This window comes from Bacillota bacterium (assembly GCA_009711825.1).
GTDB lineage: Bacteria > Bacillota > Proteinivoracia > UBA4975 > VEMY01 > VEMY01.
The window spans coordinates 17725-33193 of sequence record VEMY01000071.1; the positions used below are offsets into that span (position 1 = coordinate 17725).

16 protein-coding genes and 1 tRNA gene are annotated in these 15469 nt (G+C 51.0%); 13 read left to right on the plus strand and 4 right to left on the minus strand.

All coding sequences use genetic code 11. From position 1 onward, the window contains the following. The first annotated feature begins 261 nt into the window (after positions 1–261). From FH749_15475 to FH749_15485, 3 genes are read left to right on the plus strand one after another with little or no spacing between them, the layout of a single operon-like run. Positions 262–1821 (plus strand): spore germination protein, encoded by a 1560-nt coding sequence (locus FH749_15475; protein ID MTI96850.1) that lies wholly within the window; start codon positions 262–264, stop codon positions 1819–1821. Then, positions 1793–2899, plus strand: coding sequence for a Ger(x)C family spore germination protein (locus FH749_15480; GenBank protein ID MTI96851.1), 1107 nt, complete (start codon positions 1793–1795; stop codon positions 2897–2899). The genes FH749_15475 and FH749_15480 overlap by 29 nt, the downstream gene beginning before the upstream one ends. A gap of 11 nt (positions 2900–2910) precedes the next feature. Next, the gene (locus FH749_15485; protein MTI96852.1) at positions 2911–4026 is read left to right on the plus strand and encodes a hypothetical protein; all 1116 of its coding nucleotides are present in this window, start codon (positions 2911–2913) and stop codon (positions 4024–4026) included. Here FH749_15485 and FH749_15490 read toward each other — a convergent pair. Next, complete coding sequence (locus FH749_15490) at positions 4017–5219, minus strand: hypothetical protein (protein MTI96853.1); 1203 nt, start codon at positions 5217–5219, stop codon at positions 4017–4019. The two genes, FH749_15485 and FH749_15490, sit on opposite strands and share 10 nt — an antisense overlap. On the opposite strand from FH749_15490, the gene FH749_15495 reads away from it, so the two are divergent. The 3 genes from FH749_15495 to FH749_15505 all read left to right on the plus strand — a co-directional run bounded on the left by FH749_15495 (position 5205) and on the right by FH749_15505 (position 8072). Next, a tRNA-Ala gene (locus FH749_15495) sits at positions 5205–5280 on the plus strand. The genes FH749_15490 and FH749_15495 overlap by 15 nt on opposite strands. A 173-nt stretch (positions 5281–5453) precedes the next feature. Then, a complete protein-coding gene (locus tag FH749_15500; GenBank protein ID MTI96854.1) occupies positions 5454–6998 on the plus strand; it encodes a hypothetical protein in 1545 nt (514 codons plus the stop codon). Positions 6999–7184: 186 nt separating this feature from the next. Next, the gene (locus FH749_15505) at positions 7185–8072 is read left to right on the plus strand and encodes a hypothetical protein (GenBank protein MTI96855.1); all 888 of its coding nucleotides are present in this window, start codon (positions 7185–7187) and stop codon (positions 8070–8072) included. On the opposite strand, the gene FH749_15510 is transcribed toward FH749_15505, so the two are convergent. After that, positions 7991–8584 carry a hypothetical protein gene (locus FH749_15510; protein MTI96856.1) on the minus strand — a complete coding sequence of 198 codons (594 nt, stop codon included), beginning with the start codon at positions 8582–8584 and terminating at the stop codon, positions 7991–7993. The two genes, FH749_15505 and FH749_15510, sit on opposite strands and share 82 nt — an antisense overlap. Before the next feature lie 114 nt (positions 8585–8698). On the opposite strand from FH749_15510, the gene FH749_15515 reads away from it, so the two are divergent. The 5 genes from FH749_15515 to FH749_15535 are packed head-to-tail and all read left to right on the plus strand — an operon-like array spanning position 8699 to position 13421. Beyond that, positions 8699–9628, plus strand: coding sequence for a hypothetical protein (locus FH749_15515; protein MTI96857.1), 930 nt, complete (start codon positions 8699–8701; stop codon positions 9626–9628). Positions 9629–9640: 12 nt separating this feature from the next. After that, the gene (locus FH749_15520) at positions 9641–10882 is read left to right on the plus strand and encodes a hypothetical protein (protein MTI96858.1); all 1242 of its coding nucleotides are present in this window, start codon (positions 9641–9643) and stop codon (positions 10880–10882) included. A 46-nt stretch (positions 10883–10928) separates the two neighbouring features. Continuing rightward, the gene (locus FH749_15525) at positions 10929–12086 is read left to right on the plus strand and encodes a cysteine desulfurase (protein MTI96859.1); all 1158 of its coding nucleotides are present in this window, start codon (positions 10929–10931) and stop codon (positions 12084–12086) included. Then, positions 12076–13266, plus strand: coding sequence for a tRNA 4-thiouridine(8) synthase ThiI (gene thiI / locus FH749_15530; GenBank protein ID MTI96860.1), 1191 nt, complete (start codon positions 12076–12078; stop codon positions 13264–13266). The genes FH749_15525 and thiI overlap by 11 nt, the downstream gene beginning before the upstream one ends. Then, positions 13263–13421: a rubredoxin gene (locus FH749_15535; GenBank protein ID MTI96861.1), complete on the plus strand. Its 159-nt coding sequence runs from the start codon at positions 13263–13265 to the stop codon at positions 13419–13421. Before thiI ends, FH749_15535 begins: the two co-directional genes overlap by 4 nt. A 30-nt stretch (positions 13422–13451) precedes the next feature. Here the strand turns inward: FH749_15535 and FH749_15540 are convergent, their stop codons facing one another. Both FH749_15540 and FH749_15545 read right to left on the minus strand, forming a co-directional pair. Next, positions 13452–13715 (minus strand): hypothetical protein, encoded by a 264-nt coding sequence (locus tag FH749_15540; protein MTI96862.1) that lies wholly within the window; start codon positions 13713–13715, stop codon positions 13452–13454. Further along, positions 13716–13940: a hypothetical protein gene (locus FH749_15545; protein MTI96863.1), complete on the minus strand. Its 225-nt coding sequence runs from the start codon at positions 13938–13940 to the stop codon at positions 13716–13718. It abuts the gene before it with no gap. Positions 13941–14055: 115 nt separating this feature from the next. Here FH749_15545 and FH749_15550 point away from each other — a divergent pair, with 115 nt between their 5' ends. After that, a complete protein-coding gene (locus FH749_15550; protein MTI96864.1) occupies positions 14056–14757 on the plus strand; it encodes a hypothetical protein in 702 nt (233 codons plus the stop codon). Between the two features lie 67 nt (positions 14758–14824). Next, positions 14825–15415, plus strand: a complete 591-nt coding sequence (locus FH749_15555) for a glycerol-3-phosphate acyltransferase (protein ID MTI96865.1) — start codon at positions 14825–14827, stop codon at positions 15413–15415. Positions 15416–15469: the final 54 nt, after the last annotated feature.

A 15469-nucleotide genomic window follows, 5' to 3' on the forward strand; every position in this document is an offset into this window, starting at 1 on the left:
TTGCCAGCCTCGCCGGACTGCTTTAAAGGAAGATTTACGCACGTATTTAGTTGTTGCTAACATTACCATAAAATATTAAGCCGGTCAAGGGATAATAATTTGCATAGCGGACAAAATAAAACTGCCGACAGAGAGTGGCCCAAAATACTTGGGCAGGCCCCAAATAGGGCTGGGAGGAAAGCATTCTCTGTCGGCTTTTTATGTGCATAGTTGGGCCTCGGGGCGGTGAACATATTTTTATAGGGGTGCGGGAGGTAAAGAATGGACTATAAAAAGCCAAAAAAGGGTTACCGATTGCCTCATAGGGCAACGGACTTGAAAGAGCGTAAATCGGAACCAGAAAGACTTGAGCAGGTAAGTGCTGATCTACAAACAAATGTTGATGCTGTTAACAAAGTATTTGAAGACAGTTTGGATTTTATCGTTCGGGAATTGGAGCTGGGACCTACCGGTGAGTTGAAGGTAGTCCTGGTGTTTTTGGAAACTCTAAGTGACAAGGAATTATTAAGTGAGTTCATCCTCAAACCTTTGGCGGAACTTGCTTTCCGCCGGGAGGATATCGTTAAGGCCCCGGCCCGGCTCAGCGCCAACTTGCCATCTGCGATAGCTTTGGAGGAAGAGTCGGAATGGGAAGAGGTGCTCAAGAAAATTGTCACCGGTCATGCGGTTTTGTTTCTCGATGGTTTCGATAAAGCTCTGGTCATGGAAGTTCGGATGTGGAACGAGCGAGCTGTCAGCGAACCCCAGTCTGAATCTGTGGTAGTCGGGCCCCGGGAGGGATTTGTCGAGAGCTTAATCACTAATGTCAGTCTGCTCAGACGCCGGATGCGCACTCCCAATCTGATTATGGAAGCGATTCCAATCGGCACCACCACCAACACCAATGTGGTTCTTTGTTACGTCAAGGGTGTTGTCGAAGATGAATTGGTGGATTCGATAAAAAATCACTTAAAAGCAATCAATGTTGAGGCCATGTACGGTTCCAATCTTGTCAACGAGATTTTGTCGCCGGCCAAGCATACACCATTTCAGATGTTTTCCACCACTGAAAGGCCTGATAAAGTTGCTTCGGCAGTTATGGAGGGGCGGGTGGGAATATTGACCGAAAATACCCCAATGGCCCTGATTATCCCCACTGTGTTTTGGCAGTTCTTCCAGGCCAGCGAGGATTATTATGAACATTATCCGCTAGCGACAATGAATCGCCTGCTGCGGATGTTTGCTTTCTTTTTGGTGGTTGGATTTACTGCATTTTATGTGGCCATTGTCACATTCCATCACGAGATGGTGCCGACCCAATTGCTCTTATCTATGGCCGCGGTTCGGGAGCCGGTGCCGTTTCCCACGGCATTGGAAGCACTATTTTTGGAAATTACCCTTGAGGCATTGCGGGAGGCGGGGCTGCGTCTGCCCAAACCTGCGGGCCAGGCCGTCAGTATAGTTGGCGCTTTGGTAATGGGCCAGGCGGCGGTGGAAGCGAATCTTGTTTCGCCCCAATTGGTAATTGTCGTCGCGCTTTCAGGGATTGCCTCGTTTATAATCCCTGATTACTCCTTCGTTATTGCCTTGCGGATCTTGAAGTTTGGCTTTATTTTGCTGGCCAGCGTCTTTGGTGTCCTGGGATTGATGATCGGTTACATGCTCTTGGGAGTGCATCTCAATTCCCTGCAGGCCTTTGGCGTGCCATATATGTCGCCGGTGACGCCGTTTAAACTTCGAGACATGAAAGATATCTTTGTGCGGGCGCCTTGGTGGGCAATGAACAAACGAGGGCCGGAGGATTCAGACGAGGATGGAGAGGGGGATAATGATGAAGCGTAAGGGCTTTTCCCTCCTGATAGTGTTGTTAACAGTCTGTCTTACGTTGAGTGGTTGTTGGAGCCGCCGGGAGATGGAAGGGTTGGCGTATATTCTAATTCTGGGCATTGACAGGAGTGAAACCGGCGATATAAAATTGGTGGCCCAGTTTGGCTTGCCTGCCACTGAAGAAGCAGGTGATGAGCCGCCGGTTACTACGATTACGGCTGAAGGTCGAGATTTTAATGAAGCCCTGGACGATATGTTTACCCAGAGCAGCCGACGGCCTTACCTCAGTCATCTGCGTCTGGTGGTACTGGGCGAGGAGTTGGCGAAAAGCGGTATCTGGCAATCTATGGATTTCCTGCGGCGCGACGTGCGAATGCGACTAAATACCAAGATTGTCGTCACCCAAGAGGATCTGGAAGATTTGTTGGAGACGGTGGAAACTATGCACTCCCAGCCAGCGCTGGCGATAATCGATCAGTTTCGCTTTAATGCCGAACGGTCCCGAATTGTTCGGGCTGAGATCATGGATGTGGTGGCCATGCTGCTAGAGCCCGATCTTGAGCCGGTGATGCCGATGATCGAGGCCGGTGAAGACCGGTTTACGATGGGAGAAACAGCTATATTTTCCGGACCGATAATGGTTGGTCAGGCCAACAAGAATCAGACATTTGGGCTACTGCTGCTCCAGAACCGGGTCCGGGGTGGCGTTGTTGTGGTGCCCTGCGGCGAAGATACCCACGCTGCCCTGCAGATTCTCAGTAGCAATACAAATATAGAAACCAGTTGGCTGGATGATCAGCTTCATGTCTCAGTCCTTGTTGAGAGCAAAATGCAGCTGAATGAGTTTGCCTGTACCGATGCCCCGGATTTGCAGCGAACGGTGGAGCATCATCTAGTAAATTTAATGAACGAAACCATCGAGCTTAGCCGGGACCTTGATACTGATTTTATGGGGCTGGCATTTCATTTTCGCAGGACCTATCCTGAGCAATGGTCAGCGCTCCGGGATCGCTGGCCGGAAATTCTCAATGAAGCAAGCTTTGACTTACAGAGCCGGGTGCATATCCGCCGTCAAGGCCAAATTCCCCGCTAGAGGAGAGCTATATGAAAAAAGTCTCTATGCTGGAAGTCATGTTATTATCGGTAACGGTGGTAATTTCGACCGCTGTGTTATTTATGCCGTTTCTAACTGCCCGTGCGGCAGGGCAGGACGCATGGATTTCAACAATTGTGGCAGGAGCCGTGGCCTGTATCCCCGCCTGGTCTGCCGGTGCAGTTATGGCCCGCTTCCGAAAAAAATCCATTATTGAAGTGCTTCCCCGATTACTGGGGACTGTGCTGGGCAAACTGTTTGGCGCAGTTTATGTGATATTCTTTTTGTTTGCAGCGATTTTGATTTTTTGGCATTTAGAAGAGTTTGTCGTTGGAACCTTGATGCCTGAGACTCCCGAAGCGGCAGTGCGTTTATTGTTTTTGACCGCCGCAGCTTATGGTGTTATCAAAGGAGCGGTGCCGATACTGCATACCAATTTTTATGTGATGCCGGTGGGAATCGTTGTGATAGCTCTGGTAATTGGCCTGCCAATTGCCAAGATGGATTATCGGTTTTTGCTGCCGGTTTTTGAACATGGGCCCGGACCAATGCTCAGCGGGGCCGCCTTGCTGCTGGGCTGGCTATGTCAGATTCCCCTGGTTGTCTTTATGTATCAGCGCTACGTGGAGAAGAAATTCCTGCCGAGTGCCGGCCGTAAGGCGTTGCTGGCTGTTCTGATCACCAGTCTGGCACTTTTGGTCGGCGCCCTCGGTACGCTTGCTGCCTTTGGTCCCCGCCAGGTGGCAGGTATGTACTTCCCATCCTTTTCAGTGGCCAGAATTATTTCAGTCGGTGCTTTTTTTGAGCATATTGAAGTAATCTTTGTCGCTGTATGGATTGCGGCGATGTATGTAACAGCGGTGTTTTATCTGCAGGCGGTGGCGGATGGATTTTCTGATCTATTATCATTGAAAAATAAAAACTGGTCGTATCTATGGCTTTTCCCAATCGTATTTGCCTGGCCTTTTTTCTTTGATTTGAACATAGACGATCTTGTGTTTGTGCTAGAAAATTTAGCCCCCTGGGTTTCCATAGTTTTAGGCGGGGTAATGCCGCTATTGCTTTTGTTGCGGGTGCTTCTAATACCCGAACAAAAACAGAGCCCGGAAGGCTCTGATCAGACTTGATATTGGTCAATTTTTTTGCCGAGGACGGTTTGGGTTAGTTTTGAAGCCAGCCAAACCATGTTCACATTGCTGCGGGCGGCCAAGGTACGGAAAAAGGGAGTTTTAATCACCGACATTGCCTTGTCGAAGTCATCATCGGTAAAATTGTCCAGATAACGCCGCAGCGTACGCAGTCTCTGGTTGCGCAAAGTCCAAAGCTTGATTAGCTGATCAAAGTCCTCGCCCTCCACAATTGCCTTGGCTGCAGCAGCGCCGCTGGCCACCGAGGCGATTTGCCCAAAGGCGAAGAGCGGGTCGAGAAAGCCGCCGGCCAGCCCGGTAAAAATCATGTTCCGAAATTGATATTGGTGGACGTGGCCAATATGGTGCTGGGTTTCATATTCCTCAAGGATTTCAATATCCCAGTCAATCGTATCCAGGAATTTCTTCCAATTGATTGCCGCCGCATGGGCGCCGGCTTCCTGCATATTGAGGATTAGCGAGCCCTTGTGGTCGTTCCAGGGAACAAAATATCCGTAGGCACGCTGGCAAAAATCGGTGTTAAACCACATGACTATAGTTTGGGGATCGAACTGGCCCGTGACAGTTGCGCCCTTAATATAGCCGGCAATGTCCAGCTGCCAGTTTCCGGTGACGGCTGCCACATCCGGGGTGCCGTTGGCCACTACAACATGGTCGTAATCCTCGGAAAGCTGACGGAAGTTCACAACCTGGCCATACTTAACCGGGGAACGGATGTGGTCCAACAATTGATTGTACACCGAACCGGTGGCGGACCCCATCAGGACAATATAGCCCATGTTTCCGGTCATCGATGCCGAATTATTTTTTGAGTAAAAATTTACTCTGGTTACCCGTTCCATTGGCTTGATGACAATTCCGTACTCAGTCTTCAGGTAGGCAATGGCATCGGTGATTGGTCGGTACATGATATTCATCCAACCGGCGGTGTGATTGAACCCGCGTCCGCCAACAGTATCCTGGACCTCGTAAATATCGGGCCTGATTCCGTATTTCTCAAGCTCAAAGGCGCAGGACAGTCCGGCAACCCCGGCGCCCATAATTGCGATTCGCATACATCCAGCTCCTTTATTGTGCTGGCAATAGTATGCGTCCCAAAAAACGAATTTATTTCCCTTGACATTCACGTTCATATTACGTAAAATAATCATTGTCGTGGGGATGTAGCTCACTTGGGAGAGCGCTTGAATGGCATTCAAGAGGTAAGGGGTTCGATCCCCCTCATCTCCACCAAATTTAAATTTAAGCCTTGGGCAAAATGCCTGAGGTTTTTGTTTTTGATTAACAAAATTTTGGCAGGAAAATGTTACTACTACACCGAAAGTTCAACCCAGCGAATTTTTGCGCTGCATAATTTTTTCGACTTTCTCGCAAACTTAAGTTAAGCAATGACTTCGGAGGTGTTGGTGATAAATAATAAGACTGTGCTCCTTATCTTTGGCGGCTTGGTTGTGGCCCTGGCGGCATTTATCGTGCTCAGGGGATTGGGTGAAGATCCACTGCCCGATCCTGTTCCCGACGGGGAAGATAATGGTCAGGTGGAGGATGTTGAGTACGATACCTTTGCCGGCCGGCTGTTTGTAAATGAACAGGAACTTGAGTTGGATAATGAGCCATTGGTGGATAAGGGTCTTATTTACCTACCTGTTCTGGAGTTGGTAGACAAATTGGACGCGCCACTGACCTATGACCAGGATACGGGGAGTTTGCTGGTGGCGGGCAGCAGTCTGCCGGAAGATGCTGATGAAGAAGAAGGGATTCAGGTTTACCGGGAGGGTACCGCAATAACTCCTGGAAATGTGATTGAGCTTGACGATGAGTTGTACATATCCGGCCGGGAGCTGGCGCCGCTTTTACGTTATTTCTTTTATGAGAACCTGTTTGCCAATGAGATATATTTGGTTGATGCGTCTGTTGTTGCCCGGGACGGCACTTACACGGCAGTGCGCCACCGGGATGCCCGGGGATGGGCGTCGGAATTGACCATGACCATCGTCGGCGGAGAAATTACCGAGGTTACCTATGACGAGTATGATGAAGAACGCGAGGCTAAGTTTGCCAGTGAAGGGTACCTGGAGAACTGGCAGGGTAATAACCCTGATGTTGATCCTGTTGCCTTGCGGGACCAATTGCAGGCCCAACTACTGGAGGTTCAACACCCTGCCGATGTGGATTTGACTTCAGGCGCTACCGGCACGTACAAACAGTTTGTGGAGCTGGCATCGGTTACCCTGGCCCAGGCAAGGCGGGCCGCTGTCGTTCCACCCCTGACCGATGGTGAGTATATTATGGTCGGGCCGCCCAGCGCCACCGGCGGTTGGATGCCTTGGATTTCTGTAGAGGTTGCCGATGGCCGCATCACCCAGGTGATCTATGATGATATCGATGAGAATCTGGACGGCAAACGGGAAAATGAGGGGTATTTACAGAACTGGCGCAACGCATATCCAGAAGTCGATCCAGTGGCAATTATCGCCCAACGGGAAGAAAATATTGTTCAAACCCAGGACCCCAATACCGTCGATGCAACGACCGGCGCCACGGCCTGGGGCACAAATATGAAGAAATTTATCACCGGTGGCCTGGACCATGCCCAGCTGTCGCCTTTGGGTACGGTGAGCTATGACCAGATATACGTACTGTTTGGCGAGGCAAATGACAATGGCGACCGACCACAGCTGCTCTTGGCGACAAGCGATGGCCAATTGGTGCTGGTTGATTTCAGTGATTATCGGAACGGGATTCCAAAGAAACTAGATAATCCCTACTTGAACCGGTGGCAAGACCAATATCCGGATGTTGAGCCGGTGGAATTGGTGCTGGAAATGGAACAAACTTTCTTGGAAACCCTTGATCCCGATGAACTCGATGCAATTTCCGGCGCCACCGGCTGGCGCGATTCCTTCCAAGAGCTGGCGCGTAGGGCGATTGAGCTGGGAATAATTCAATAAAAGAAGAAAACTCCGCAGCTGCGGAGTTTTTTGTTGCAGGTTATTCCATGTAAGTGCCGAATAAACAAGTGCAGGGTGATTAGAATAGGCTGGTAGCTGCTAGAAATTTCATTTGTGTTTCGGGCAGGGTTTATCTGGCTTCTAATCGAATCTTAACCAATGAACATAGTACCGGGAGTGATTTGCTTGAAATTGTTGACCTGGATTCGGAACATAAAATTTCCTAAGTTGAGAGTTCCCAAACTGAGATTCCCGAAAGTTATTAAAATAACTAAACCGAAGCTGCCCCGCTGGGGTTTTTTTACCCGATTGCGGAATCTGAACTATAAGGCACTATTGCAGATAAAATTTCTGCGTTGGGTAACTTTAGGGCTGCTGCTCTTTGCCAGCATCGGATTGCTGGTGGAAGCGAATTACGGACAGCGGACGGAAATCATTGCCGGATATCTAGATGCCGAAGACGAAAACGTAGTAATTTCTGTTGTCGCTGGCGATTCACGTAATCAAATAACTGTACCGGCGGGTTCACTTATTCGCCGACAGTTTGAAGAACAAACGGAGCAAATGTACTTGACAGTGTTACGGATTGCAGGTAACAAAGTGTTCTTTGACCGCATCCAAAGTCTGGACCCTGCCGATATAAACACTGGTCTCGGTGACAACTTGAGTCAGGTGGCGGTTGGAGTCCGCCCGGTTTTGACAGAAATGATTGGCCTTGAGCAGTATATCTATGGGTTACGGGTGCCAATCTGGGCCCGGGACATTGCCGCCGACCGTGTTTCGTATCATCAGGACATGAATCCTGAAGTCAAGGAGTTCTTGGATGGCGAATTGGCGGTGGAGGGTGATGTATTTCTTTTGGATTCCCAGGGTCGCATCGGGTCCGTTGCCCTGTTGGGTGAAGAGTTTTTGACCCTGCCTGGGTTTTTACGCAAAACGGTAAGGGTGCTCCTGTATGCTGCCGCGCTGGGCGCATTTTTCACGGTCCTCGCTTATCTTTGGCCGTCTTTGGCCAAAAAAGGCAGAGCAATCCGGGACCAGGTTTCCAACCGGTTTGCTTCCCGGGCCAGCTGAGTCCCGCTCAGCCAGAGAGCGCGCATTTTCTCGGTTTCGCGGACCTTAGGAGCCTGGTCAGTTGAAAAGATATAATGCAGGCCCAAATGAACTGCTCCCACCGCATTGGAGTCGTCGTTAATCAGTCCGCTCAATCGGGCTGTAAACGGCGGCTTTATCCATAGTTCTTCGACTAGCTCCCGGTCACGGCCGGCTTCGATTGTCTTATGCAAATCATCCCGTTGGTCTTGGGGATTTATATGCCCACCCACGCCGATGGAGAGTTTGCCGTGGAGGCGTTTTTCACTTTGGGCGCGGGTGCGTTCAAGGGTGAGGATGTCAGTCCCTTTGCAGATTGTCACGTAGGGAATAAGCTGCCGGTATCCCGGGTCTGCTTCCGCCTGGTCGCGGTCAATAAACCGGTGGTGTTTAGCGCATACGCAAATAATACGGTTCATTTCATTATCAGTAATGTAGTTTTCAGCCGGCAGAGCCAGTGCAGTAGTAGGTACTGCCAGAACTTGTTCTTTCATTGTTAAAGCCCCCTTTTGTATACGCCCATGATATGTCACAGCCCTTGATGCGGTCAAGCGCTGTGGCATTTTTTGTGTGCCTGAAGAATAAAATTTAGCCAAGGGGGGGGGCTAATGAATCTAACCTTCCGGATCTTGACAATAGTTTGTGTAGTTTTGTTGGTGGTGACGGTCGGTGTCAACATTCTGCAAAGATTCACTCAGAACGTTGACCATTGTTGCTGTGAAAGCAGGGACTTGTATCTGAGGCAGCCGCCACTCTTTGGCCCTGATGTATTAGAACTGCAGCTACGTTTAAAGACACTGGGTTACTTCACTGGTGATGCTGACGGGGTTTACGATTCCCGAACTGCAGAGGCGGTGCGCGCGGCACAACGGGACCTGGGTGTCCCGGTTGACGGAATCGCCCGGGTGGAGTTTTGGCATTTGCTCTACCATGGTGAGGATGCTACCGATCATGAGGAGTTGGCGCCGCCAGAGGGGGAGCTGCATATTGAAATTTACCTGCATAAGCTAGAGTTGACGGTTTTCTCTGATGGTGAGCCCTATGTGACCTATCCGATTTCTCCCGGTCGCCCGGCGACACCTTCGCCCATGGGAGAGTGGCGGATTGTGGACAAGAGTTATCGGCCCAATGATGCCTTTGGCACCCGTTGGATGCGGCTGAGCGTGCCCTGGGGCGGCTACGGGGTGCACGGCACCAATGCCCCCTGGTCCATCGGCACCGTGGCCAGTTTGGGTTGTATTCGCATGTACAACAAAGATGTTGAGACAATTTACCCGTGGATACCCATCGGAACCAAGGTGATTATCACCGGCAATTACCATGTTACATTTAAGACTCCTTACCGCAGGGGGCGGGTTGGCCAGGATGTTGTGCTTGTGCAGTGGGCTATGCGGGACCTCGGATTTTGTCCCGGCGAAGCCAATGGCACCTTTGACGAGGAAATGGAAGCTGCGGTCAAGGAGATGCAGGAATTCTTTGGCCTGGAGCCAACGGGAATAATCGGCGATACCGAGTTCTGGTTGCTCGGTGTGCAGTAGAGGTGGGGGAAAATGCGTAAGTTTTCAGCGGTGTTGCTGAGTCTCGTACTGGTGAGCTGGAACTGGTGCCCGTTTGGCGGGCGGGAGCAGCCGGTGGATCCCAATGCTGTGGTGCAGGAGGATGTCAATTACATCATCACTTTTTGGGATGTGGAGCTGCCCCCGGTACTGGCTGCCGACGCCTATCGGGAACGGACCGAGGAAATTGTCCGGGATTTCAACGCCCTTAAACCGAACATTACGGTAGAAATGCGCTGGCTGCCCTGGGATCAGGCCCAGGCAGAGCTGGAGCGGGCATTGAAGAACGGGGTGCCGCCGGATCTGTACGCCGATTGGCAGGGGATAGCCAAGTATAATCATACACTGCAGATTCCAGCCGAATTATACCTTGGCGATGTACTTACTCCCGCTGCGGAACGGGGAGTGACCCGCCAGGGCGAACGCTGGGCCTGGCCGCGTTTCATCTGGCCGGCGGGACTGCTTGCCCTGCGTTCAGATCTGCCTGTGGGAGACTCAGAATTGGACCGTTTGCTGGAGAGGGGATGGACTTGGGCTGAGTTGGAAGACTGGTTGCTGGAGCATAATCTGCAGATTATAGTAAATGATTATCAGGGACGATTCAGCGGGCAGCTGTTACAGGCGGCCACCGGTCGCGGGCTGTCCCGGCCACCGGGGCCTCAGGAGGTATTTGATATCCTCTCCCGGGTAGAGAAATTGCGCGACTTACGGCTGTTGCAGAGCGGGGGGATTGAAGAAATTCAGCGGGGCAGTACAATACTTGGTGGTGCGGGAATGCCGACGGGGTTTTGGCTCAGCGAGTATTTTGATGAGCACCTGGTTTTGCTGCCTTTGCCGGGTATCGGAGAGAACAGGTATTATCCGGTGACTGTGCTGTCGCTGCTTCATTTTCGTCAGGCTCGGTATCAGGGTGACGACCATTCCCGGGCTGTGGCTCAGGCGGCGGAATACCTATCTCGGGAACAGGCGGCGCGGCTCGGTAACATGTTTTATTCTGCGCCGGCTTTTGCCGACCTTGATTGGGACAGCGCCGGTCTGCCCGCCTGGCAATACAGTTTTTTAACAGATGCCGCACGATTGGGAACACCGCAGGAGGCGGTGGATAATCAGACCCGTCAACAAGAAAAACGCTTTCGGGAGGAGCTGAACTCAGTCCTGGTCAGCTTTTGGGATGGAAAGGTTGATGCGGCCACTGTCGCCCAATGGATACTGGATCATGGTGGAGAATCGGAATAAAATATGGTAACATATGCATAAAAAGTGGTAGTTGGGAGCGAAACACATGCAAAAAGTTTACCTGGACAACGCTGCTACAACTTTTTTGCACCCAGATGTTATAGCTGCAATGCAGACGGTGTTGGAAACTGTCCCCGGCAACCCTTCGTCTCTGCATCAGCTGGGTGTGGAAGCGGAACAGGTTGTGAATAAGGCCCGAGCCCAAGTGGCGAAACTTTTGGCGGTCCGCCCGGAAGAGCTTTATTTTACCTCTGGCGGAACCGAGGCCAATAATCTGGCAATAAAGGGTGTTCTGCACTCACGCTCCGGCCAGATTGTGACCACGACAATCGAACATCCCTCTGTGCGTGAGGTCGTACGCGCCCTTGCTGCCCGGGGGCGAAATGTTGTCACCCTGCCGGTTAACCGACAGGGTGAGCCTGATTTGGCGCTGTTGGATGCTGCGTTGAAGGAGCCAACGGCGCTAATCAGCGTTATGGCGGTAAACAACGAAACCGGACAAATGCTGCCGGTAGAGGAAATTGCCAAAATAGTGCGGGAGAAGTCGCCCAAGACATTAATTCATGTTGATGCCGTCCAGGCGCCGGCGAAGCTGTTGCAAGCGCCGGGAAAATTGGACATCGATATGTTCAGTGTCAGCGCCCATAAAATCCATGGGCCCAAGGGAGTCGGTGCCCTTTGGGTCCGCCGCCGGGATTGGCTGGAGCCGCTTTTCCACGGAGGCGGGCAGGAGGGGAGCCTGCGCTCTGGCACAGAGAATGTCAGTGGTATCGCCGGATTTGGCGCAGCTGGCAAGCTTGCTGCGAACAATGCCCGGGATTGGGTGGCCGTGGTGGAAAGATTGCGGCAGCGCTTTGTGCAGGGCTTGGAGAAGCTGCCGTGCCGCCTGCTTTTCCAGGGTGATTGCGTTCCCCATATCGTTGCCGTGGCGTTTCCTGGTTTTCAGGCGGAGATCCTCTTACAGGCCTTGTCTGCCCGGGGAGTTTATGTCTCCGCAGGCGCCGCCTGTTCTGGCAAGAAAGGCAACCTTAGCCATGTGTCCCAGGCGCTGGGGTTGACTGACACCGAAGCCCGGGGTGTGCTGCGGTTTAGTTTTTCAGCATTTAATACCGAAACGCAAATAGATTATGCCCTGACAAGTTTGGAGAATATATTGGATGAATTGGCATTTGTGCGTGGAAGGAGCACCAGAAGTGGCAGATAAATTGCTTTTACGGTTTGGGGAAGTTGGTTTAAAGGGAAAGAATCGCTCTTATTTTATCAATGCGCTGATTGCCAATGTCCGGCGGGCGTTGGCTCCGGTGCTGGGGGATGTGCGGATCACTAGCCCCTATGGACGGATCTTTGTCGATTTGCCCGATAATTGCGATTTGGAGGACGTTCGGGGGGCTATGCAGAGAGTCTTTGGCCTGGTTTCTTGCAGCCCTGTCCAGGCTGTGGCCCTGGATATGGACAGCATCCGAGCTGCAGCTTTAGCAGAACTTAAATCAGGTGAGCCGGCGACCACATTTAAAGTGGATAGTCGGCGGGCCTTGAAAACCTTTCCCCTTAATTCCCAGGAAATAAATCAGGAACTGGGCGGCTTTTTGTTGCAAAACTGCCCGGGGGTGAAGGTGGATATACATAATCCCCAGCGCACGGTTTCGGTGGAGGTGCGCAGGGAAGGGGCGTTTGTGTTTTCACGGATTTGGCCTGGGCCTGGCGGGATGCCCGTTGGCGTTACTGGTAAAGGTGTATTGCTTCTGTCCGGAGGCATTGACAGTCCGGTGGCCGGATGGCTGGCCATGAAGCGGGGCATTGCTTTGGAGGCGCTATATTTTGACACCCCGCCATTTACTTCGCCCCGGGCGTTGGCCAAAGTGGAAAAACTGGCACGTCAGCTCTCCCGCTATGGGCCGGTAAATTTACATGTGGTAAATTTTACGGCTGTTCAGCAGGCATTGATGGAAACAACGCCTGAGGATTTAACAATTACGGTGATGCGGCGTTTTATGTACCGGGTTGCCGAGGCGCTGGCAAAGCGCAAATCGTGCCTTGCGTTGATTACAGGTGAAAGCGTCGCCCAGGTGGCGAGCCAGACTCTGGAAAGTATTCAGGTTATCAATGACGTTGTCCGGCTGCCTGTACTGCGGCCGGTGGTTACCATGGATAAGGTGGAGATTGTCGAACTGGCCCGGCGCATTGAAACATACGAGACTTCGGTTGAACCCTATCAGGATTGTTGTGCTTTGTTTGTTTCCAAACACCCGAAAACCCGGCCCACCCTAAAACAGGCGGAGGCGGCAGAATCTGGACTGGATGTAGATGATTTGGTGCAAACTGCATTGAAGCAGATAAACACCAAAACATATAAAGATTATGCCGAGGAGGAGGTGGTAACATGAAGAAGTGGCGGTGCACAGTGTGTGAATACATTTATGACCCTGCTGTAGGTGAAGGCGATATTCCTGCCGGGACTGCGTTTGAGGATCTTCCCGATGACTGGGTATGCCCTGAATGCGGTGTTGATAAGGACTTTTTTGAAGAAATAGATGAATAAAGAAATCAGGGTGCGATGGCACCCTGATTTTTACTTCTGCGGTTGATTATACTTTGTTTCTGCCTGGTCCACCAACTCTGGCGGTGCTTGCCGGTGGTTAAAGATGCCCCGTCGTTGCATAATTTGATTTAGGGATGAAGCGATTTTGTGCTCATCTTCCAGCAGCATCACCAAGTCAGTGTGGATGTCCTGCTCGGCGGCAATATGGGCGGCCTTGTCATAAAGATTGGTCAAATCCTCTTGGATTTGTAAGAGTTCGGCGAAAATTTGTGCTGCGGTGAGTTTGTTGTTCATTTATTTCACTCCCTGATTCAAACGCTCATGTTGCTGTAAATATTTCAAAAGAGAATTATAATGCTCGTTATGGGTTTTGCTGATGTTTTGACAGATTTCTCTTAGCTCCGGGTCTTCGGTCTGTTTGGCAAAGGCTTTGCACTTTTCGACGGCAGTTTCCTCTGCGTCAAGACATTGTTGGATATGCTGCAATTCTTCAACGCTCAGATCGTGTTTTCCCTGCACATTTTATCCCTCCATAAATTTCTAATCGGTTTAGTATCACACCGCGAATTTTTTTTATACTCTCGCCCGCCGGACATGCCTGTGGTATACTTTATACGAATGAGGAGGGCGGGAATTGGACGTTAGCAAACTGGATAATGAACAGATACATAAGCTGCAGACAGTTTTGGCCGCAGATTCACTGGCCAATTATGAACTTTTGTGGGTGTTGGAGGGGTGCCTTGCCAATGCCGCCAGTCAAGTATATGGGCTGGGAGACCCGGTCCGGCCGGCCGGCATCTTGGTAATTCATCGACAGTGCTTGTGGCTACGTGTCCAGGAAGAGCGTTGGTTGGAACCTTTGCTGGAAAAGTTGCCCCGGGAACCGATATACAGGTTTTACACCACCGAGGAAGCGATGCTGGATATGCTCATGCGCTGGTTCCCCCAGGGGGAATATTCCCAATCATCTCTGATGGTGCGAAATGTATCTAAGAGTTGGCGCAAGCGCTTTGATGTCCGGGTTGAACGGGTAGATTCGGGGCCGGATATGGCTGGGTATTTGTTCAACATATATGCCGACAGTTCGCTGATTGCAGCTGTGTCGGGGCAATCACATGTGGCCCCGTACTTGGAGTTGGTGAGCTGGAAAGTTTATGAGCAGGACAGCTATTATCAATTGCTGGAACCGGTGTTTGGCGCGCTGACAAGTCACTGCCTGGAAACCGAACAACCGGTTGTGGTCCGGAGCGGAGACGCCAATCTGTTGACAGTTCTGGAATCTTTGGGTTATAAGTCCTTTAGTCCGCTTTATTATTATGTGGCGGCGGCAGAATAAACGCTGTTGTGGTATTTTTTCCCGTGGGTGAAATACTTACATCAGAAAATCAGCTTGGAGGTTTGTTATGCACGTACTATTAATTGCGCTGTACAGTTATCTTCTGGGGGCTTTGCCTTCGGCATACCTGATTGGCAAGTTTAAGCATGTTGATATAACAAGCGAGGGAAGCGGCAATATCGGCGGCACTAACGCTTACCGGGTATTGGGCGCTAAATTAGGGGTCTTGGTTGCCCTAATGGATGTGGGCAAGGTGATTGCTGCCCTGCTGATCACGATGAATTGGTGGGGCGGAGAGGCGCTGGCAGTTGCAACATCAGCCCTCTTTGCCGTTGTTGGACATAATTGGTCTGTCTATGTTGGTTTTCGGGGTGGCAAGGGAATCGCGGTTTCCATTGGCACTTATGTCTTCCTCTTTCCCGGTTTGGGTTTGGTAGGTCTGCTAATCGCTCTGTTTAACGTAATCGTAACTAAATATGTTTCTCTAGGGTCGCTAAATTTTGTGGCAGCAATGACTGCGTTGTTGTGGACGGTACCGGGTTATGCACTGGAGTATAGAATTTTGTCTGTTCTGCTGATGGCAATGGCTGTATACCGTCACCGCTCCAATATAACGAGACTACGGGAAGGCAGCGAGCGGAGGTTTGGACAGTCCTAAGTATTGTGATAAACTTGAATTGTCTGGCTAAAAAACCATTATAAGGGGGCATAT